This is a genomic window from Prevotella sp. MGM2 (assembly GCF_002933955.1).
Classification (GTDB): Bacteria; Bacteroidota; Bacteroidia; order Bacteroidales; family Bacteroidaceae; genus Alloprevotella.
The window spans coordinates 1-21,306 of record NZ_BEWW01000318.1 but is presented as its reverse complement, the minus strand read 5'-3'; the positions used below and the strand labels follow the sequence as shown (position 1 = coordinate 21,306).

Annotated in this window: 14 protein-coding genes; 12 read left to right on the top strand and 2 right to left on the bottom strand. The window is 45.6% G+C overall.

Going from position 1 to position 21,306, the window contains the following annotated elements:
• The first annotated feature begins 2 nt into the window (after positions 1-2).
• From C5S62_RS12110 to C5S62_RS12090, 5 genes are all read left to right on the top strand, one after another.
• The gene (locus C5S62_RS12110) at positions 3-1,022 is read left to right on the top strand and encodes a LysM peptidoglycan-binding domain-containing protein (protein ID WP_255400155.1); all 1,020 of its coding nucleotides are present in this window, start codon (positions 3-5) and stop codon (positions 1,020-1,022) included.
• A gap of 230 nt (positions 1,023-1,252) precedes the next feature.
• Positions 1,253-4,423 carry an exodeoxyribonuclease V subunit beta gene (locus tag C5S62_RS12105; RefSeq protein ID WP_104405639.1) on the top strand — a complete coding sequence of 1,057 codons (3,171 nt, stop codon included), beginning with the start codon at positions 1,253-1,255 and terminating at the stop codon, positions 4,421-4,423.
• 16 nt (positions 4,424-4,439) lie between these two features.
• Complete coding sequence (locus C5S62_RS12100) at positions 4,440-7,067, top strand: PD-(D/E)XK nuclease family protein (protein WP_104405638.1); 2,628 nt, start codon at positions 4,440-4,442, stop codon at positions 7,065-7,067.
• Positions 7,068-7,093: 26 nt separating this feature from the next.
• Positions 7,094-7,756 carry a B3/4 domain-containing protein gene (locus C5S62_RS12095; RefSeq protein WP_104405637.1) on the top strand — a complete coding sequence of 221 codons (663 nt, stop codon included), beginning with the start codon at positions 7,094-7,096 and terminating at the stop codon, positions 7,754-7,756.
• Between the two features lie 431 nt (positions 7,757-8,187).
• Positions 8,188-11,151, top strand: a complete 2,964-nt coding sequence (locus tag C5S62_RS12090) for a PEP/pyruvate-binding domain-containing protein (protein ID WP_104405636.1) — start codon at positions 8,188-8,190, stop codon at positions 11,149-11,151.
• Between the two features lie 100 nt (positions 11,152-11,251).
• Here the strand turns inward: C5S62_RS12090 and gdhA are convergent, their stop codons facing one another.
• Positions 11,252-12,589 carry an NADP-specific glutamate dehydrogenase gene (gene gdhA / locus C5S62_RS12085; protein WP_104405635.1) on the bottom strand — a complete coding sequence of 446 codons (1,338 nt, stop codon included), beginning with the start codon at positions 12,587-12,589 and terminating at the stop codon, positions 11,252-11,254.
• A gap of 843 nt (positions 12,590-13,432) precedes the next feature.
• Here gdhA and C5S62_RS12075 point away from each other — a divergent pair.
• From C5S62_RS12075 to prfA, 7 genes are all read left to right on the top strand, one after another.
• Positions 13,433-14,071, top strand: coding sequence for a hypothetical protein (locus tag C5S62_RS12075; RefSeq protein ID WP_104405633.1), 639 nt, complete (start codon positions 13,433-13,435; stop codon positions 14,069-14,071).
• A gap of 117 nt (positions 14,072-14,188) precedes the next feature.
• Positions 14,189-14,482, top strand: a complete 294-nt coding sequence (locus tag C5S62_RS12070; RefSeq protein ID WP_104405632.1) for a hypothetical protein — start codon at positions 14,189-14,191, stop codon at positions 14,480-14,482.
• A 104-nt stretch (positions 14,483-14,586) separates the two neighbouring features.
• Entirely contained in the window at positions 14,587-14,904 is a 318-nt protein-coding gene (locus C5S62_RS12065; RefSeq protein WP_104405631.1) for a cell division protein ZapA, read from the top strand.
• Positions 14,905-15,008: 104 nt separating this feature from the next.
• On the top strand, positions 15,009-16,538 hold the full coding sequence (gene rny / locus C5S62_RS12060) for a ribonuclease Y (RefSeq protein ID WP_104405630.1): 1,530 nt from the start codon (positions 15,009-15,011) through the stop codon (positions 16,536-16,538).
• A 166-nt stretch (positions 16,539-16,704) separates the two neighbouring features.
• Positions 16,705-17,565: an RNA polymerase sigma factor RpoD/SigA gene (locus C5S62_RS12055; protein WP_104405629.1), complete on the top strand. Its 861-nt coding sequence runs from the start codon at positions 16,705-16,707 to the stop codon at positions 17,563-17,565.
• Positions 17,566-17,695: 130 nt separating this feature from the next.
• On the top strand, positions 17,696-18,865 hold the full coding sequence (locus tag C5S62_RS12050; protein ID WP_104405628.1) for an AIR synthase related protein: 1,170 nt from the start codon (positions 17,696-17,698) through the stop codon (positions 18,863-18,865).
• Between the two features lie 98 nt (positions 18,866-18,963).
• The gene (gene prfA / locus C5S62_RS12045; protein ID WP_104405627.1) at positions 18,964-20,082 is read left to right on the top strand and encodes a peptide chain release factor 1; all 1,119 of its coding nucleotides are present in this window, start codon (positions 18,964-18,966) and stop codon (positions 20,080-20,082) included.
• A 486-nt stretch (positions 20,083-20,568) separates the two neighbouring features.
• Here the strand turns inward: prfA and C5S62_RS13340 are convergent, their stop codons facing one another.
• Entirely contained in the window at positions 20,569-20,940 is a 372-nt protein-coding gene (locus C5S62_RS13340) for a hypothetical protein (RefSeq protein ID WP_133159590.1), read from the bottom strand.
• Between the last annotated feature and the right edge of the window lie 366 nt (positions 20,941-21,306).

Here is a 21,306-nt window from a genome sequence, read left to right as displayed (position 1 = left end):
ATTTGGTTAACAAACCTTTTTCACATTTTCAGACTGTCGTTATCAATGAAGATACAGACATTGAGGAATTGGAAAGTATTCCCACACCGGAAGAAGACTCCTATGACAACGAAAATAAAACAACAGACAAAGAAGAGATTGCACAGGTATCCTCCGAAAGTGTTATCGCAATAGAAGAAGAGACGTTTTTACCTGAGAAAGAAACAGGAGAACAAGCATTTACGGCAACAACTGATGACGTGCTTAACATAAAAAAAGAAGAGGAATTCATCACAGAAATGCCGGAAGAAACAGAGGGAACGAAAGAAGATATTCAAGAAGAAGTTGCCATTCCGACACAAGAAGAGAGCAAAATTTCCTTGGAAAAAGTTTCACAAGCTGTGCCTGAAGTTGAACATCCTTCTGAATTAATCAGATCGGAGAAAGACTTACACAACACAGAGCCATTTGAAAAAGAAAACGACAACATAAAGAATACCGACAACCTGTCGCACGACAACATACAATATGTAATAAAGGAAGTCCCCTCACATAAAGAAAAAAACCGATGGAAGTTAATCGCACTTATGCTTTTTATTCTCATATTAATGGGACTAAGCTATTTTGCCGGATATTTCCGCGTTTTCTGTCCTTGCGAACTCATATCCTCACCAACAGTCACACAAAAAAGAACCACACCATCTGTCGCAAAAAAATCGGTACAAGACATCAGTACAACTAAAAACCTCCCACAGAAAGACACGGCATTCACCGAAAATACAGTGGTCGGCACAAACATCAAAAAAGATACCATAACTACCACAAAACATCCTGCTCCTCAAAAAGAAAGCAATAAAAAGGAAACACCGGTAAAAGTTTATGTTGTTGCAAAAGGAGATAATATCTACAGTATTGCAAAAAAAACATATGGCCATAAAAGTTATGCGACTTATATCATTAAATACAACAACCTTAAAGACCCGGACAATATCATCATAGGAAGTACATTAAAACTGCCGGATTTAAGTTCCGACAAAGAATAACTTCATCCTGTCATTCTTCTCTGAAATCAATTACTTCTCTGTTCCGGATTTTTACAGGATGAAAAAGATAAGATGGTGCCCGATGTTTTCATTTGTAAAACATCGGGCACCATCTTAATAAATACAAGAATCCTCTTAACAATTAACTTACTCGATAAACCGACCGGAACTATATCTATAGCTAATAATAATTGACTATATTTGCCATTAGAAAACGAATCTTCATTAAGATGAAAGGGAATCTGACTGTATATAAAGCCTCTGCCGGCTCAGGAAAAACATTTACACTCACTGCTGAATATATTGCCTTGCTGCTGGGTGACGAGAATCCGGCACACCGCCATATTCTGGCTGTTACATTCACCAACAAGGCTACGGCAGAGATGAAAGAGCGTATTATCAGCGAGCTCTGCGCGATGAAAAACACAGTAAAGACTTCTTCTTCAGCTTTCACTCAAGCAGTACAGGAACGTTTGCCAGGCCTAAGCATCACTGAACTACGAAAAAGAGCCGCTACCGCTCTCTACAACATTCTGCATGATTATGATAATTTCCGCGTAGAAACGATAGACGCTTTTTTCCAATCCCTTCTAGGTACTTTGGCGCATGATTTAGGTTTATCTGCCGGACTAAAGGTCGACATCAATGACAAGGAAGTCATCAATACCGCCGTTGACAACCTGCTGGCTGCTCTTGAAGAACGGCCGAAAGTTCGAATGTGGGTACTTGATTATATCAGACAAAGGATAGATGACAACAAGCGCTGGGACATCAGCCGCGAAGTTAAAGGACTGGCTTACAATCTGACCAAGGAAGCCTTCATGAAATGTGAGGACAAACTAATTCCTATATTAAACTCAGAAAAAGAACTCCGTGACTACCGCCAAAAACTGAAAGAACTATCAGACGATATTGCCAGCCATCTTAGCAAAGCTGCAGAAACCCTTGACGGAGCGATAAGGAATATCGCTGGCGAATATAATACTTTTTCTTATGGAAGTTCTTTAGAGAAATACATCCGCTATATCTGCCAAAATCCGCCTGGCGAATCCCCAAAATCCAACATTGAGAAAAAAATGGCTGATAGTGCTAACTGGTTACGGGCTGCCGACCGCAAACGCACCGATTTGATGACACAAGCAGAACATCTGCGCAACCTGCTCATCATTTTGGAGGACATCAGAAGAAAAGGGGCCGTTACGATGAATAGCTGCCAACTCAGTTTGCGCCATCTCAACCCATTACGTCTGTTAGCCGAAATAAGACGTGAAGTACAAGCGATTAACGCAGAAAACAATCGCTTCATGCTAGCGGCAACACCATTATTATTCAACCGCCTTGTCGGTAAAGATGATGCCTCTTTCGTCTTTGAAAAAGTTGGTACGCAGTTCCGTCATGTAATGATTGACGAATTTCAAGACACGTCAAATTTGCAGTGGAGTAATTTCAAGAATCTTATGATTGAAAACATTTCACAAGGGAACAGCTGCCTGCTTGTTGGTGATGTGAAACAAAGTATCTATAGATGGAGAGGAGGCGATTGGCACATATTGGCAGACATTGAAAAAGAATCCGCCCATAACACAGCGGAAATCCGTCACTTAGACACTAATTTCCGTTCTTCACGTTGCATCGTGGAATTTAACAACGCACTATTTCCCCATGCTGCCGCTTTACTCGATACCATAGGGGAAACCCGACAGATAAGCGAAATTTATGCAGATGTCCAACAATTATGCTGCGGAAAAGAAGGCGGAGAAGTGCGGGTATACCTGAACAATGCATTGAATAAAGACACAGAAATATCCGCTACCAATATTTCAGACGAGAGGAATAGTCAAGAAACAAAAACTCTGGCTGAAGAGATTGAGAGACTTCACGAAAAAGGAGTTGCCTATAAAGAAATGACAATCCTCGTACGCAAAAACAAAGAAGGTGTAAACCTGCTCCGCCTCTTCACTAAAGAGTTCCCTCATATCCCTCTTATTTCTGACGAAGCTTTCCTGCTGACAAGTTCTCCCGCCGTAGAAATACTGATCCATGCCTTGCGCTATCTTGCAGATGACAGCGATTCCATTTCATTGGCTTACACGGCCTCAACCTATTGCAACAAAATAGAAAACAAACAATTATCATGGAATGACATTTGCCTACAAGCAAAAGTATTGATACCACAAAAAATAGCCGGAAACCGTGAACATTTAAGATCTTTACCGCTATACGAACTTTGCGAAACGCTCGTACAAGAACTAAAGCTTTCACAACTACACGGAGCCGCCCCCTACGTTTTCTGTTTCATGGACGCGGTTTTAGACTTCATCGACAACGGTGGAACAAGCATCGAGCAACTGCTCTCTTACTGGGAAGAAACACTCTACAAGAAAGCGATACCTTCAGGCGAAGTAGACGGTATCCGCGTATTGACCATCCATAAATCAAAAGGCCTGGCTTTTCACACAGTGTTTATTCCCCATTGTGACTGGATACTCGAAAAAGACCGTCCGGATGACTTGCTTTGGTGTCACCCTGATACAGCCCCCTACAAAACTCTCCCCCTTGTCCCCATTTCTGCCGGAAAAACCATGGAAGCATCGATTTATGCCGCAGATTACAAAGATGAACATCTCAACCGGCGCATAGAAAATCTCAACATGATGTATGTAGCTTTCACACGTGCCAAACAAAACTTATTAATATGGGGCATACCCAACAAAAAAGATACGGTATCCAACATGGCCGATGTTTTGCTAAAAAGCAATGCCACCTCCCTTGCTGAGGAAGTAACAGAAAAAACACCTCCAGCCCCCGACTGCCAAGAGAAAAAACAAGAAACATCTGCTGAAGAATCAGTCCTTTGTTCTTTCGAGGAGCAGGTCACTTTCCGTCAGTCCAACGAAGCACAAAACTTCATCAACGAAAATGCCGGAACTACAGACAGCACAGAGCAGTTGCAACAGCAATACATAGACCAAGGAAAACTGTTGCACAATCTCTTTGCCATGATACGCACCAAGGACGACATCAGCGAAGCCATTGCCCAACTCACGCTTAAAGGAGTTATTCCGCCTGAAACCAACGTCTCAAAAATGGAGTCATGGATAGAAAAACGCCTCAGCACGCCCCAAGCAGCACCATGGTTCGACGGTTCTTGGTTTATATTCAATGAGCGTTCCATCCTAAGCCGCGACACAAACGGCGTTCTTGCCGTTCATCGCCCCGACCGAGTTATGACACGTAACAATGAGACAATCGTAGTAGACTTTAAATTCGGAAAACGCCGCGACATTTACGTATCACAGGTCAGAAACTATTGCTGTCTGCTCAAACAAATGGGACATGACAACGTGAGAGGATACCTTTGGTTCGTTTACAGCGGAGAAATCGAAGAAGTCTATTCCTGAAAAAAACGCCCTTCCAATGACACCTTTCTTAAAACTCGTAGCCGATGACCTCCGGCTGAAAATGAATAATGACCTAAGTCGTGTGGCCATCATCTTTCCCAACAAACGAGCCAGTTTGTTCATGAATGAGTACCTGACTACTCCTTCCACAAACAAGGATACCGCCCCTATATGGTCTCCGATATACATGACCATCAGCGACTTTTTCCGTTCGCTATCATCTTTCAGAGTGGCCGATCCTATAGAAACGATCTGCCGTTTATATCAACATTATGTAGCATTAACTCACAGCCAGGAAACTCTGGATTTCTTCTACGGATGGGGAGAACGATTACTGGCCGATTTTGATGACGTTGACAAGAACATGGCCGATGCCCAACGATTGTTCCGCAACCTCAGAGAGATAAAAGAACTTGACAGTATAGAAACGCTCAACGAATCGCAGGAGAAGGTTCTACAGGATTTCTTTCAAGACTTCTCCTTAAAAGAAAACTCCCGAATCCGCACAAAGTTCCTTGAGTTGTGGAATGTCATGCATCCTCTTTATACAGCTCTGAATGAAAGTTTAGCGGCCGACAAGCTAGCTTATGAAGGGGCACTCTACCGTCAGGTCACTACCGGATTGACAGAAAACAGCATTTCACTTCCCAACCACATCACCCACTATGCCTTTGTAGGATTCAACGTTCTGAATAAAGTTGAAGAAACGCTCTTCGCCCATCTTCAGCAACAAGGCAAAGCCCTCTTTTATTGGGATTACGATGTATACTACACTGATTCGGAAAACGAACTTGAGGCCGGCACCTTCCTTAAGCGCAACATGGAGCGTTTTCCCGGAGAGCTGCCAACAGAGGTTTTCAATAATTTTCTTGCCAGGAAAGACATTGAATTCGTAGCCGCACCTACAGAAAACGCCGGCGCGCGCGCAGTAGCGCCATGGCTACAAAAACATCTCACGGCCGATGCCAAACGCACAGCTATCGTACTATGCAATGAAAAAATATTACTTCCGGTACTGCACTCCCTTCCCCCCATAGTCAAAGAAACCAATGTAACCAAAGGTTTTCCTCTTCACCACACAGCTGCGTTTACACTCATAAACAGCCTCCTACCGGAAAAGGACACCGAAACCGACATAAAAAAATGGCTTGAAAAAGCCCAAAAGGCGGTTAAAGAAGCAGCCATGACCATTCCTGATTCCGAAAATTCATTCAACGGCACTCTCATGGCTGAGGCTTATTTTCAGACCTTCACAATACTCAATCGTTTTACGCGGTTGGCAGACAGCGGACTTCTCAACATTACCGTCACTACCCTGTCACGCCTTGTACGGCAAGTCATGCGCCAAACAGCCATTCCCTTCCACGGAGAGCCTGTCGTAGGTCTGCAAATTATGGGAATGCTCGAAACACGCGTACTTGACTTCGAGAATATTCTCATGCTATCGGTCAACGAAGGCTATCTGCCGGAAAAAAACACCGAAAACTCTTTCATCCCCTATAAATTACGTTGTGAGTTCGGCCTCACCACCTCATTACACAAAACAGCGGTCTACGCCTATTATTTTTACCGTCTCCTCCAACGCGCCAGCCACGTTCGCCTGATTTACAATAATTCCACCGACAACCGGGGGACAGGGGAAATGTCGCGTTTCATGACACAAATACTCATTGAAAGCGGACTTCCCATACGTTCCGTCGTACTTTCAGCCAAACCGTACATCGCCCCCGCGACAAGTACGGTCATAGAAAAACCCGCAGACTTGTCGCAAAAGATAACGGCCATTTCTCCATCGGCCATCAACACCTACCTGCGTTGTCCCCTGCAATTCTATTATCGCTACGTGGCCAAACTGCGGCGCGAGCAACCCGCCACGGCCGCTTTGGCACCCAACACTTTCGGCACAATATTCCACAAAGCGGCCGAACTTCTCTATAAGGAAAAACTCACCAGCCGCAACGGATTGATAACGGCCGACATGCTAACCCCTCTTCTGGAGAAAGACGGCAACGTGACACTGCTGGAATACGTACGCCGCGCCTTTGCCGAAGAAGGAGAGACGCCCGATGTCGTTGTTGAAGAAGTCGTTAAAAGCTACTTGAAAAACCTCCTGCGGCACGACATGCACATAACGCCCTTCGAAGTAAAAGCCACGGAAATGCCGACCGAAATGCCTATCACCGTCAGCCACTGCGGAAAACCGCTCACCATCACATTGCGCGGCAACATCGACCGGCTTGACATAGTCAACATAGAAGGGCTGACGCATCTGAGGATTGTGGACTACAAAACCGGTGGGAAACCGGAAGAAGCAGCCGACATGGAACAGCTCTTCACTCCTTCGGAAAAGCACCCGCACTACATCTTGCAGACATTCCTCTACGCACTGACCATGACCGGCAAGACGAAACACCCCATAGCACCTTCGCTTTTCTTTGTGAATCAGGCAGCCGACAAAAGTTATTCACCTTACCTGAAACTGGCCAAAGAGGACATGCTCAACTTCCAGACGATAGCAGAAGACTTCAAGGAACATTTGGAAAAACTGATTGCTGAAATTCTGGATCCCGCACAGCCTTTCACAGCCACCCCTACCATAAAGTTCTGCGAAACATGCGACTTTTACGCCTTATGCAAGAAATAAACATCCGTAACCAATAAAACAGGCCCATGACCATCAACGTTTCTGAATTATTCAGACAAATCTGCCCGCAATTTACCGGAGCTGCCATAACAGCTGCCGTAACCAACAGTCCCACGGAACAGGCGCTGTGGGACATGATTGAAGCCGAAGCCGAAACACTAAGAGAAACATACACGACTGAAACGCTCAAAATGCGTTCGGGAATCTCCGCCACACGGGCGGCCTATAAAGCAGCAGGCAAAGACCCGAGCCGCTACCGGCCGGCCTGCGAACAACTGGTGCGACGCATCTTGCAGGGAAAGCAGTTAAACAGCATCGACACCCTTGTAGACATCGGCAATCTCATATCCATCCGCAGCGGATACTCCACCGCCGTAATTGATGCCGGACATTTGGCCACAACTGACATTACGCTGGATTTCGGACAAAAGGATGAGCCCTACGAAGGCATAGGCCGGGGACTGCTGAACATAGAACACCTGCCGGCTTACCGCGACGGAATCGGAGCATTCGCCACCCCTACCAGCGACAGCCGGCGCACCATGACAAGCCCCGATACGCGAAAACTGCTCTTCATTATCAACGGATATGACGGCAACCGGTTCAACGTAGAAAAAGCTGTGGCTCATACCCAGGCATTGCTGCAACGTTTCGCCGCAGCCGTCATCGACCAGACCATCTGGTATTAATCTTTCAACATCTGCCGTTTTTTCAGGTTCACCGGCCGAAACGACATTAACATTTTTAACCTTCTGTTACATTTCGGAATAGCTTTTGCGTCACAAAACAATATGCCGGAAGAGTAAGAATAGGGGTAGGATGAAAAAGGTTACCTGGAATTTTTACGGCAATACTTAGAATTTAAAATGCAATACGGACTTTTTCACCGGTTGCGCACCCGGTTTTTCGCCGGTTTAGTGGCTAAAAAACAAGAAAAAGAGGATAATCTCTTCCGACTACCCTCTTCGCCAGTGCAAATATACAACATTTTCCGTCCGAAAGCAAATAGTGTTAAAATACCCAGTTGCCACTTTTCTCCTGTCCGAGGCAACCTTGACCGAATTATCCAAGCGCGACCTGACCGGCGCACTTTTCGCCCCACAAATAAAAGTTTCACACCATGAGCAATATTCCCCAACTTAAAGATATCGTTTTACGCGACACGCCATTTGCGGAACTAATGAACAAGCGCATATACAACGTGTTGCTGATAGCCACAAAATACGACGCCTTCATGCTTGAAGACGACGGACGCGTGGACGAACAGGTATTCAATGAATACACGGCACTTTCGCTACGTTATCCGCCACGTTTCACGCAGGTCACCACCAAGCAGGAAGCCCTCAACGAACTGGCCGACCGCAATTTCGAGCTAATCATAGTCATGCCCAACATGGACAACCACGACATTTTTGCCGATGCCAAAGACATCAAACGGCAATATCCCGCCATACCCATCGTTGTGCTGACGCCATTTTCCAAAGAAGTGAGCCGCCGCGTGGCCAGCGAGGACCTTACAGGCATAGACTACATATTCTCATGGTTGGGCAATGCCGAATTGCTGCTTGCCATTATCAAACTGATAGAAGACAAATGGAACGCCCCAGATGACGCGGCCTCGGTGGGAGTACAAATAATCCTTCTGGTAGAGGACTCGGTACGTTTTTACTCATCGGCCCTCCCCCATCTCTACCGCGTTGTGTTGGAGCAAAGTCGGGAATTCTCCAAAGAAGCCCTCAACGACCACTTGAAAACCCTCCGCATGCGCGGCCGTCCCAAAGTCATGCTGGCGCGAACTTATGAAGAAGCCATAGACATTTACACAACCTACCGCGAAAACATCCTCGGCGTGGTGTCGGACATGAGCTTCATGCGCAACGGTGTCAAAGATGGACTGGCCGGGTATGCTTTCGGCAAACACATCAAAAAGCTCGATCCGCAGGTACCTCTCATACTGGAGTCAAGCGAAACGGCTAATGCCGGATATGCTGAAGAACTGCACGCGTCTTTCATCAGTAAAAATTCCAAAAGCTACCCGCAAGACTTGCGGCGGCAAATCATGGCCCATTTCGGTTTCGGCGACTTCATCATAGTGAATCCTGCCACAGGACAGGAAATCATGCGCATAAAAGACCTGAAGGACTTACAGCGGAAACTCCCGCTCATACCCGACGACTCCCTACGCCACCATTTGGCACACAATCACTTTTCACGCTTTTTCTTCTCACGGGCCATGTTTCCACCAGCCGTTATCCTGAAAAAAGTGGATGTGAAGGAATATTGCAACATGGTTCAGGCACGCCAACTCATCAGCGACCTGATTGTAGGCTACCGCAAAATGAAAAATGAAGGCGTCGTGGCCAACTATCAGAAAGAGCGCTTCGACCAGTACAGCAATTTCGCACGCATCGGCAACGGCTCGCTAGGAGGAAAGGGACGCGGCCTGGCTTTCATGGGCACCATGGTGAAGCGCTATCCCAAACTTGAACATGCGAACTGCACCGTAAATATTCCCAAAACCGTAGTCATAAGTACCGACGTGTTCGATGAATTTATGGAAAGCAACAACCTCTACCCGCTGGCCTTGAAAGACGCCCCCGACGAAGAGATCCTTGCAGCCTTCGAAGCCGCGAATCTGCCATCACAACTACTGGATGATCTCATGGCGCTCTTCGAAGTGGTACACGGTCCCATCGCCGTGCGCTCTTCCAGCCTGCTGGAAGACTCCCACTACCAGCCATTCGCAGGGGTATACAAAACATACATGATCCCCAAGGTCAGCGAAAAGAAGGAAATGCTGCGACTCTTGCGCTCAGCCATCAAGGCGGTCTACGCTTCGGTCTTCTACAGCGACAGCAAAGCCTACCTCACCGCCACACAGAACCTGATTGACCAGGAAAAGATGGCCATAGTCCTGCAAGAGGTTGTTGGCTCGGTGCATGTGACCCCAGAAGGCAAAGAACTGTTTTATCCGACGCTTTCAGGAGTAGCGCGCTCTCTCAATTTTTACCCGCTCGATGACGAACAACCGACAGATGGTACCTGTAATCTGGCTTTCGGGCTAGGGAAATATATCGTAGACGGCGGACAAGCCTTGCGTTTCTCCCCCTGCCATCCCCATCATATCCTGCAACTCTCCACAACCGACATGGCTCTGAGGGAGACACAACGCCATTTCTATGCACTGGATCTCACCAATACGGTTGAAAACTTCCAGGTAGACGATGCGTTTAATCTTCAGAAAGTACCTTTCAGTAATGCACCGGTCATCGACGATACCATGCGTTATGTAGCCTCTACCTTTGATCCTTATGATCAGGCAATACGCGACGGATATTACTCCACCGGACGGCCGCTGGTCACTTTCGCGGGCATTTTGCAGCACGATGCTTTCCCGTTGGCCGAAACAGTCAACCGCCTGCTGCGGATAGGCAAGGCGGAAATGGGCCGTCCCGTGGAAATTGAATTCGCCATGGACATCAACAACCATCACGCCAACTTCTACCTGCTGCAAATACGCCCGATTGTCGACAGCAAAGCGTCTGTCACCCTCGACCTTACCGCCATAAATCCCGCCGATGCACTCATCACTACGCCACACGCTCTGGGAAATGGCATTATCAGCGATGTAAGCGATATCATCTATGTTAAAACAACCGACTATAATCCGGCTAACAATCCGATCATAGCCCGTGAAGTGGAAAAACTAAACAAAAAAATGCTTGAGACAGAATCGGGTTACCTACTCATTGGGCCGGGAAGATGGGGAAGCAGCGACCCCTGGCTGGGTATACCCGTTAAATGGCCGCATATAAGCGCCGCACGTCTAATCGTTGAAAGCGGACTAAGCCACTACCGTGTAGATCCGAGCCAAGGCACACATTTTTTTCAGAATCTGACTTCATTCGGAGTGGGATATTTTACCATTAACCCCTATATCAATGACGGAACTTTGGACGAAGCCTGGCTTGACGACCTTCCGGCCGTATATGAAACGGAATATTTACGCCATGTACGTACTCCCCATCCCCTGAATATCCAAATGGACGGAAGACACTCCATGGGGGTTGTATTAAAACGGTGACCTGTTTGAAAACAGACAGAGATTAACTAAAAATATTCGGGCAAGTCTGCGTGAACTTGCCCGAATATTTCATTCTTATTTCAGAGTACCGGTATTTCTACTAAACGACTCCTTGCGCCATCATGGCACGTGCCACTTTCATGAAACCGGCAATGTTTGCCCCTTTCACGTAATTGACATACCCATCGTCCGCCTTACCGTATTTGAGGCACTGTGCATGGATGTCGCTCATGATTTGGTGCAAACGTTTGTTCACTTCTTCGGTTCCCCAGGAGAGGTGCATGGCATTCTGCGTCATTTCCAATCCCGATGTAGCCACACCGCCGGCATTCACTGCCTTGCCTGGTGCAAAAACGGTTTTGTGGGCAATGAAACATTCCGCGGCCTCGGCCGTGCATCCCATATTGCTCACTTCGGCTACGAATCGGACACCATTGCTTATCAACACTTTGGCATCCTCCTCGTCCAGTTCGTTCTGTGTAGCGCACGGTAAGGCGATATCGACCTTCTGCTCCCACGGTTTGCGACCGGCAAAGAAAGTTGCCTCCGGATAACGTTCAGCATAAGGCGCCACGATGTCCTCGCCCGAAAGACGCAAATCCAGCATATAATCAATCTTTTCGCCGCTCACGCCATCAGGATCATATATATAACCGTCAGGACCACTCAAAGTCACTACTTTAGCACCCAGTTCCGTGGCTTTTTTAACAGCTCCCCAAGCCACATTGCCAAATCCCGAAACTGAGACAGTTTTGCCACTCAGTTCTTCACCGTGCATAGCAAGCATCTCTTTTACAAAATAAAGTGCACCATATCCTGTAGCTTCAGGACGGAGAATGGAACCGCCAAACTCAAGTCCTTTTCCGGTGAAAGTTCCGGTGTGCTCACGGGCCAGTTTTTTATACATACCGAACAAATAGCCCACCTCGCGACCACCTACGCCGATATCACCGGCCGGCACATCCAAATCAGGACCTACATGACGCCACAACTCCAGCATGAAAGCCTGACAGAAGCGCATAATTTCGCGTTCACTGCGTCCCTTAGGCGAAAAATCAGATCCGCCCTTCGCGCCGCCCATCGGCAGCGTAGTCAGAGCATTCTTAAAAGTCTGCTCGAATCCTAAAAACTTCAGGATACTCAGGTTAACCGAGGGATGGAAACGAAGGCCACCCTTGTAAGGACCGATAGCGTTGTTGAACTGCACGCGATAGCCCAAATTGACATGGACCTTTCCCTTATCATCGGTCCAAGGCACGCGGAACGTAATGATACGGTCCGGCTCTACCAGCCGTTCTATAAGACTGACACTCTCAAATTCGGGATGGGCGTTGTACACCTCTTCCACACTTTGCAAAACCTCATGAACGGCCTGCAAATACTCCTTTTCACCTTGATGTTTTGCCTCAAGAGCCTGCATTATCTGTTCGGTTCTCATAGTCTTTAATTTTTATACTGTTAATTGATGGTTTGTAACCATGTTTTATCAGAAGACCGGCTAGGTCTTTCATGTGACAAATGTAAGCCTTTACATCGGAATCACCAAACGGATTCCCCCTCTTTTTCTATTTTTCTCCTTAAAAACATATTCCTTACTTTCAAAATGTCAGCAAAGGCCGCAAGCTGAATCCGGAACTTGGAAATCGTTTCCTGTATCTTTCCAACTCAATTGCGCCACTCCGCCAACACCATCAAAAAAGCTTACAGTTCGGAACTCTCAACATCAGATCCATGATTTTAACACTATTTGCTTTCGGGCGGAAAATGTTGTATATTTGCACTGGCGAAGAGGGTAGTCGGGAGAGATTATCCTCTTTTTCTTGTTTTTTAGCCACTAAACCGGCGAAAAATCGGGGGCGCAACCGGTGAAAAAGTCCGTATTGCATTTTAAATTCCAAGTATTGCCATAAAAATTCCAAGTAACCTTTTTCATCCTACCCCTATTCTTACTCTTCCTGAATATTGTTTTGTGACGCAAAAGCTACTCCGAAATGTGACGGAAAGTTAAAAATGTTAATGAGGCGACCACAAAACACATACCCCTTAGCACTTCACGGAATCGGAAAATAACGAAAAAGCTCAACAGCCCTCTTATAAAATGCACAAAACCATTTTCCCCTATTAAAAAAATAATGTAACTTTGCAGAGCAAAATAATAGAAAATTAGTGCTTTAAGAGCTATCGCCTGAAATTTAAAGAAGCCCCAAACGGCCTCACCCTATACGTTCATCAGGCAAAGTCCCTGACAAAGTACTTACAATTAACCGTTTATACAATCAAAATGGCTTTTTTACCAACCATATTCAAACGAAAACAGGCAGAGAAAAAAGACGGCTGGCGCGTTGGCGGCATGGAGGACTTCATGACGCTGATTCGCGTTTACTATCAAGCAGTCATGGCAGCAAATTTGGGTATTAGCAACTTGGCGGCCCTACCTGACTTGCGCGTTTTCAAGCAGACATTACATGTGCCCACCGTCAACAACAAGCTAGGGGTTGGCGAACGAAACCGCTGCAAGAAAATGCTTACCGACATCTACGGCATTTCTGATGGCTTTTTCAAGGAGATAGACCAGAGCATCAAACGTAACTGTAGAAATATCAACAACATACAAAGCTATCTGTTCACTTTTCAAGGATTTTCTCAAGATCTGATGATGCTTATGGGCAACCTGATGAAGTGGAAATTCCGCATGCCGGGTTTCATGAAAGGCGCTCTCCGCACAATGACTGAAAAAACCGTTAACGATATTCTGACAAAAGACAACTGGAAAAAAGAAGATGTGCGTCGGGCCAGCATAGGTATCCGTCAATATCAGAACAAATTGGGTTACAGCGCGTCTTGGATGTCGGAATACGTTTACAACATCATTGTTTTGGCAAAAAAAGAGCCTAAACCGAAAGACGTTCCCGAAAAATAAAATAAGACCGGTAAACGCGGGAGATTCAATACATAGCGGCGATTTCATCCGGCTCTAACAAGGCTTCCCCTCTAAGCCCCGTACAGTTTCACCAATCGGCATAATCCGTGTATTCTTATGAATAAGGAAGAAGAAATAGCTTTACAACTGCTGCAAACCAAAGTCAGGCAACTGATTTTGAGACACGGCGAACTGAAGCGCGAAACCGTGCGGCTGGAAAACCTGTTATCGGACAAGGAGGCACAAATAGCCGAATTAAAAGAGCAAAACGCACAAATAAAACACGACTACGACACTTTGAAAACAGCAAGGGTGATTACATTGGCAAACAATGATGTGAAAGAAACCACTAACCGTTTGAACCGACTCATCAAAGAAGTAGACAAATGTATCGCTCTGCTAAACATATAGTCGGCTACGAAAAAGAGAAAAACTTATTCCGAAACCTATCACCGCTCAAACATTCCAGCTACCACTCCTTATATAATGGTCAAAAGGAAACCTAACAACACACAATGTCTGAAGTCAACGACAAACTCAACATACAATTGATGATAGGCAACCAAATGCACCCTATCACCATTCGTCGCGAACAGGAGGAAATATTCCGCAAGGCAGCCAAACAGATTAATGAAAAACTGGGACGTTATCAGCAGGCATATCCTAACCGCGGCTATGAGACATACATGTCGATAGCACTGCTCGACTTTGCCGTATATGCCCTGCAGGCCGAAAACGACAACTCCACTGTCCCCTATGACAAAACGGTCAGAGAACTGACACAGGAAATAGAAACGGCATTGGAAGATTCATCGGCTCCGAATGCATTATGACGAACAGCCCCCGAAAAATAAAAAACAAAAATCAAAAAAACGGCACCTATCAACGCCGGTAAACATAAAAGAAACGTTCAACTCAAACAAACACAGTATACAACATGGAAATATTATGGATCATAGCCGGTCTCTTCGTAGGAGGCGCCATAGGCTTTGGATTTTTCAGATACGTTCTAAAGAACAAGTACAATAAAGCTCTTGAGGAAGCAGCCAAAGAGGCAGATGTCATCAAAGAGAAAAAACTCTTGGAAGTTAAAGAGAAATTCCTCAACAAAAAAGCTGAACTTGAAAAAGAAGTACAACAAAGAAACCAAAAAATACTACAAGCTGAAAATAAGCTCAAACAGCGTGAATTAAGCCTGAATCAAAAACAAGATGACTTGGGCAAACGCAAAACAGAACTGGAAAACACGCAAAACCGTCTGAACAATCAGGCCCAACTTCTGAATAAGCGTGAGGAAGAACTCGACCGCATGCAGATGCAAGAACGCGAAAAACTGGAAGAGCTGAGTGGCTTGTCAGCAGAAGAAGCTAAGAACCGATTGGTGGAATCGCTCAAAGACGAAGCGCGTACAGATGCACAGTCTTACATCAACGACATCATGGATGACGCCAAGATGACAGCCAACAAAGAGGCTAAACGTATCGTCATACAAACCATACAGCGCGTAGCTACCGAAACCGCCATAGAAAACAGTGTCACTGTTTTCCACATTGACAATGATGAGGTGAAAGGACGCATCATCGGGCGAGAAGGCCGTAATATCCGGGCCCTTGAAGCTGCCACCGGCGTTGAAATCGTTGTAGACGACACGCCTGAGGCTATCGTCATCTCAGCCTTCGATCCCGTACGCCGGGAAATATGCCGTCTGGCCCTCCATCAACTTATCGTAGACGGCCGCATACACCCCGCACGCATTGAGGAAGTTGTAACAAAAGTAAAAAAACAGGTGGAAGACGAAATCATTGAAACGGGAAAACGCACAGCAATAGACCTCGGCATCCACGGCTTGCATCCTGAACTCATCCGCATCGTCGGAAAAATGAAATACCGCTCTTCTTACGGCCAAAACCTCTTACAGCACGCCCGCGAAACAGCCAATCTGTGCTCTGTCATGGCGGCCGAACTCGGTCTGAATCCCAAGAAAGCCAAACGTGCCGGCCTTCTGCACGATATAGGTAAAGTACCTGACGAGGAAAGCGAATTGCCACACGCGCTTTATGGTGCCAAACTGGCAGAAAAATACAAAGAAAAACCAGAAATATGCAATGCAATCGGTGCACACCACGATGAAGTTGAAATGACATCACTTCTAGCTCCGATAGTCCAGGTCTGCGATGCCATCAGTGGAGCCCGCCCAGGCGCGCGGCGTGAAATTGTAGAAGCCTATATCAAACGTCTGAACGATTTGGAAAACATAGCAATGAGCTATCCGGGCGTTACAAAAACTTATGCCATACAAGCCGGCCGCGAACTACGTGTTATCGTTGGTGCCGATAAGATAGATGACAAACAGACTGAGAATCTCAGCGGGGAAATAGCCAAACGTATCCAGGATGAAATGACTTACCCTGGACAAGTCAAGATTACAGTCATACGTGAGACACGTGCCGTCAGCTATGCAAAATAAAATCTCGCCAGTCTTGTGACAATCTCAAAAAACATTCCGAGAAAGACAGAATACACCAGTATAAATCGTATTTCAGAATAGAATAAAGAACATTTAGAAAAGTACAGCAGCCCGTTCTTGAGCCATCAGGAACCTCACAATATCTGAACTTCAACTTGGGTTTAATATGCGTCAACTAAAAATTAACAAAAGTATTACCAACCGCTCCAGCGCGGCCTTAGACAAATATCTGGTAGAAATCGGCCGTGAAGAACTGATATCTACGGATGAAGAAGTAGAATTGGCCCAACGTATCCATCGCGGTGACCGTGAAGCACTTGAACGACTGACACGCGCCAATCTTCGTTTTGTAGTCAGCGTAGCCAAACAATATCAGAATCAAGGACTTGCCCTTAACGACCTTATTGACGAAGGTAATCTGGGACTCATAAAAGCGGCACAAAAATTTGATGAGACACGTGGATTTAAGTTTATCAGCTATGCCGTTTGGTGGATACGTCAAAGCATTTTGCAGGCCATATCTGAACAAAGCCGCATTGTACGCATGCCTCTCAACCAAGTAGGTTTCCAAAGCAAACTTACCAAAGCCATCGTCAACTTTGAGCAGGAATTCGAACGCCGCCCCTCCGTGCAGGAATTGGCAGACATACTTGACACAGACGTAAGCAAAGTACAGGAGGCTTTAGGAACCAATGGCAAAAAAGTTTCAGTCGATGCACCTTTTCAGGATGATGACTCAAACAGTCTGATTGATATCATGACGGACGAATCGGCCCCTGGAACAGACAATACCATGGAAAAGGAATCATTGTCTTCCGACTTAGAGGCTGCCTTGTCTACCCTTTCCGAGCGTGAACGTCAAGTTCTGAAGATGTTGTTTGGGATAGGCCGCAATGAGATGACAGCAGAAGAAGTTGCCAACAACCTTAATCTTACGAGAGAACGCGTAAGACAAATCAAGGAACGTGCCCTCCGCAGATTAAGAGAGGCGGACAATATTAACATACTGACAAAATATCTCGGATAAAAGTGAAAAATAAATGTGGAATGTGCAAAATAAAATGTTTTAAAAGACTAAAACTGCACATTTCACATTTATTTTCTGATTTGCCGGTCAGTTTTTACACAACATTACGTAAAAAAACAAATCACCCACCATGGACAGTAAACAGAGATATATGATGCGCGGCGTTTCGGCCATGAAAGAAGATGTGCACAACGCCATTAAAAATATCGACAAAGGTTTATTTCCGAAAGCCTTCTGCAAGATCATCCCCGACATTCTCGGTGGCGATCCGGAATACTGCAACATCATGCACGCCGACGGCGCAGGTACAAAATCCAGCCTGGCCTATTTATACTGGAAGGAGACCGGCGACTTGTCGGTATGGAAGGGTATTGCCCAAGACGCATTGATCATGAATACTGATGACCTGCTATGCGTGGGCGCAGTTGATAACATTTTAGTGAGTTCTACCATTGGCCGGAATAAGATGCTTATTCCCGGTGAGGTGATTTCCGCCATTATCAACGGTACAGACGAGCTTCTTGCCAAAATGCGCGAAATGGGAGTTGGCATTTATGCTACCGGCGGCGAAACGGCAGATGTTGGCGATCTGGTACGCACCATTATTGTAGACTCGACCGTAACATGCCGCATGAAACGTTCAGAAGTCATTGACAATGCCAATATTATCCCTGGAGATGTTATTGTGGGATTGGCCTCTTTCGGACAGGCGTCTTATGAGGAATCATATAACGGTGGAATGGGATCTAACGGACTCACGTCCGCCCGCCATGATGTTTTCGCCAAATATTTGGCTGGGAAATATCCTGAAAGCTATGACCGTGCCGTGCCTGAAGAACTGGTGTATAGCGGTGGCTATCAGTTAACAGACAGCGTTGAAGGCTCTCCCGTTGATGCCGGAAAACTTGTACTTTCCCCTACCCGCACCTATGCGCCTGTCATTAAAAAAATACTTGACGAAATGCGCCCGAACATTCACGGCATGGTTCATTGTACAGGTGGAGCACAGACTAAAGTACTTCATTTTGTCAATGACAACTGTCATGTAGTCAAGGACAACATGTTCCCAGTCCCTCCCCTATTCCGTATCATAGCTCAGGAAAGCGGCACCGACTGGGCCGAAATGTATAAGGTTTTCAACATGGGACACCGCATGGAGATATACGTATCGCCGGAAAATGCACAACAAATCATCGACATCAGCAAGAGTTTCAACATTGACGCACAAATAATAGGACACATAGAAGAAGGCTCGCGTTCACTGACCATTAAGAGCGAGTTTGGTGAATTCAACTATTAACACACGCCTGTACCTCTTAAATATTTATCAAAAGAAAAATAATATCTGTCCCAATATGCCATGTATTGGGACAAATATTTTATTAAACAGACAAGACCATGCCGGAAAATTCCAATACCCTGCTTGACAAACTGAACACACTGAAATCACGATACGAAGAGGTGAAAACACTCATCACCGACCCCGAAGTGATAGCCAACCAACAGCGCTACGTCAAACTGACCAAGGAATACAAAGAGCTTGAAGATCTCATGACCGTTCGACAGGAATATGCCGCACTGACGGCCAACCTCTCGGAAAGCAAGCACATCCTCATGACAGAAAACGATGCCGAGCTCAAAGATTTGGCCCGTGAAGAAATAACCGAATGCGAAGCAAGACTGCCACAGTTAGAAGAAGAGATTAAGCTGCTGCTCCTTCCCAAAGATCCCGAAGATGCTAAAAACGCCATCCTAGAGATAAGAGGAGGTACAGGAGGAGATGAAGCCGCATTGTTTGCCGGTGATTTATTCCGCATGTACGTCAAATATTGTGAAACAAAAGGCTGGAAAATAGAAGTGTCAAACGCCAACGAAGGCGCAGCAGGCGGTTTCAAGGAAATCGTTTGCTCTGTAACGGGCAATAATGTTTACGGTACCCTTAAATATGAAAGTGGAGTACACCGCGTACAGCGTGTTCCGGCCACAGAAACTCAGGGACGCGTGCACACATCGGCAGCAACAGTAGCCGTTCTCCCTGAAGCTGAAGCCTTTGACGTTGTCATCAACGAAGGCGAAATAAAATGGGACACCTTCCGTTCCAGCGGTGCAGGAGGACAGAACGTCAACAAAGTGGAATCAGGCGTTCGCCTGCGCTACAACTGGAAAAATCCCAATACAGGCGAAACAGAGGAAATTCTCATTGAATGCACCGAAACACGCGACCAGCCCAAAAACAAAGAACGTGCGCTGGCCCGGCTACGCACATTTATCTATGACCGCGAGCATCAGAAATACGTAGACGACATAGCCTCCCGCCGCAAATCACTGGTTTCAACCGGTGACCGTTCGGCCAAAATCAGAACCTACAACTATCCACAGGGACGCATCACCGATTACCGCATCAATTATACCATATACAATCTGGCCGCATTCATGGATGGCAATATCCAGGACTGCATAGATCATCTCATTGTTGCGGAAAACACAGCACGAATGGAAGCCGCAGAATTGGAATAAGCCGCCGCATCTGCAACCGCCAATATGAACGAGGCCCCTTGTACCTCCCCAACCCACTTTTCTTACAACAACAGAACGCTGTCCGAAATTATGATGCCCGGACGGCGTTTTATGTTAAAAAACAAAAAAATACAGGAAAAACAATCCCGCCTGAAGAATTAACATATTTAACTTTTAAGATCAACAAATAGTGGTCAATCGCAATACAATGCGACTGCAAAAAGAATGTAATAAGGATATTTTTTACAGGAATACTTCAAATTTTTATTCCAATACTTACAAAAAAAGCTGTTTCTTCCTCATCAAAACACAAAAAAAGCCAGCTTTTTGAGGCTGGCTCATTTCCATTGGCAAAGATACGACATAAATGATCTGAAAGCAAGAAATGTTAAATTCAACAATACAAAAGCATTTGTTTATTTAGGTTAAAATACCCCCTGTGTTCCTTAAAAGAAAAAATCAGGTGCCGCATTACAAACCAACAACTCAGTATCTGATCATACGCAGACTATATCTGGAATTATAATAATAATCCTTGCAGTCCAATACAGCATAACCATCGTCCATCTGCACAATTCGGGCAGAAAGGTCATCAATGCCGTCAAAATCAAAGTCAACCAACACACGACCTTTGAACAAAGTCCAATTGCCATATTCTACCGATCCATCGCGACCGCGCATTTCAAAACCGCCGTCAAAGGCAAAATACATCACATCACCATAGCGATACGGACAATAGCCATAATCCTGCCTAACCTCAACAACACGCCAACTTCCCTCAATAGTATCTCTATACCAAAAATCATCAGCCTCACACGAAGACAAACTAACTGTTGCAACCAACAGCACTAATAACATTTTTAAAGAGGTAACAGTTTTTCTCATTGATCTATTCATTACATTAATAACTCTATGTCACAAAGATAACGAAATATCATTTACCATGTAACACTCAAAATTCTTTTTTTTTGCAGCAAATATAACAATTTAACATCAACCCTCACAGAAAATTTCATGACAACAATTGTCCCTACCCCACAAGAAAAACCGATTTCTCTTCTTAGGAAAATAAAAAAACACCAGAAATATCATTTTTTTATCCAAAAAATTTGGAATGTAAGAAAAAAGCCGTATCTTTGCACCGCGTTTGAGAGAAAGCGCTACACAACGCGGAAATAGCTCAGTTGGTAGAGCACAACCTTGCCAAGGTTGGGGTCGCGAGTT

Coding starts and splice junctions, on each gene's coding strand:
- C5S62_RS12100 (WP_104405638.1), top strand. CDS start 4,440: ATGACACCTTTCTTAAAACTCGTAGCCGATGACCTCCGGCTGAAAATG.
- C5S62_RS12105 (WP_104405639.1), top strand. CDS start 1,253: ATGAAAGGGAATCTGACTGTATATAAAGCCTCTGCCGGCTCAGGAAAA.
- C5S62_RS12050 (WP_104405628.1), top strand. CDS start 17,696: ATGGACAGTAAACAGAGATATATGATGCGCGGCGTTTCGGCCATGAAA.
- C5S62_RS12055 (WP_104405629.1), top strand. CDS start 16,705: ATGCGTCAACTAAAAATTAACAAAAGTATTACCAACCGCTCCAGCGCG.
- C5S62_RS12095 (WP_104405637.1), top strand. CDS start 7,094: ATGACCATCAACGTTTCTGAATTATTCAGACAAATCTGCCCGCAATTT.
- C5S62_RS13340 (WP_133159590.1), bottom strand. CDS start 20,940: ATGTTATTAGTGCTGTTGGTTGCAACAGTTAGTTTGTCTTCGTGTGAG.
- C5S62_RS12090 (WP_104405636.1), top strand. CDS start 8,188: ATGAGCAATATTCCCCAACTTAAAGATATCGTTTTACGCGACACGCCA.
- prfA (WP_104405627.1), top strand. CDS start 18,964: ATGCCGGAAAATTCCAATACCCTGCTTGACAAACTGAACACACTGAAA.
- rny (WP_104405630.1), top strand. CDS start 15,009: ATGGAAATATTATGGATCATAGCCGGTCTCTTCGTAGGAGGCGCCATA.
- C5S62_RS12075 (WP_104405633.1), top strand. CDS start 13,433: ATGGCTTTTTTACCAACCATATTCAAACGAAAACAGGCAGAGAAAAAA.
- gdhA (WP_104405635.1), bottom strand. CDS start 12,589: ATGAGAACCGAACAGATAATGCAGGCTCTTGAGGCAAAACATCAAGGT.
- C5S62_RS12070 (WP_104405632.1), top strand. CDS start 14,189: ATGAATAAGGAAGAAGAAATAGCTTTACAACTGCTGCAAACCAAAGTC.
- C5S62_RS12065 (WP_104405631.1), top strand. CDS start 14,587: ATGTCTGAAGTCAACGACAAACTCAACATACAATTGATGATAGGCAAC.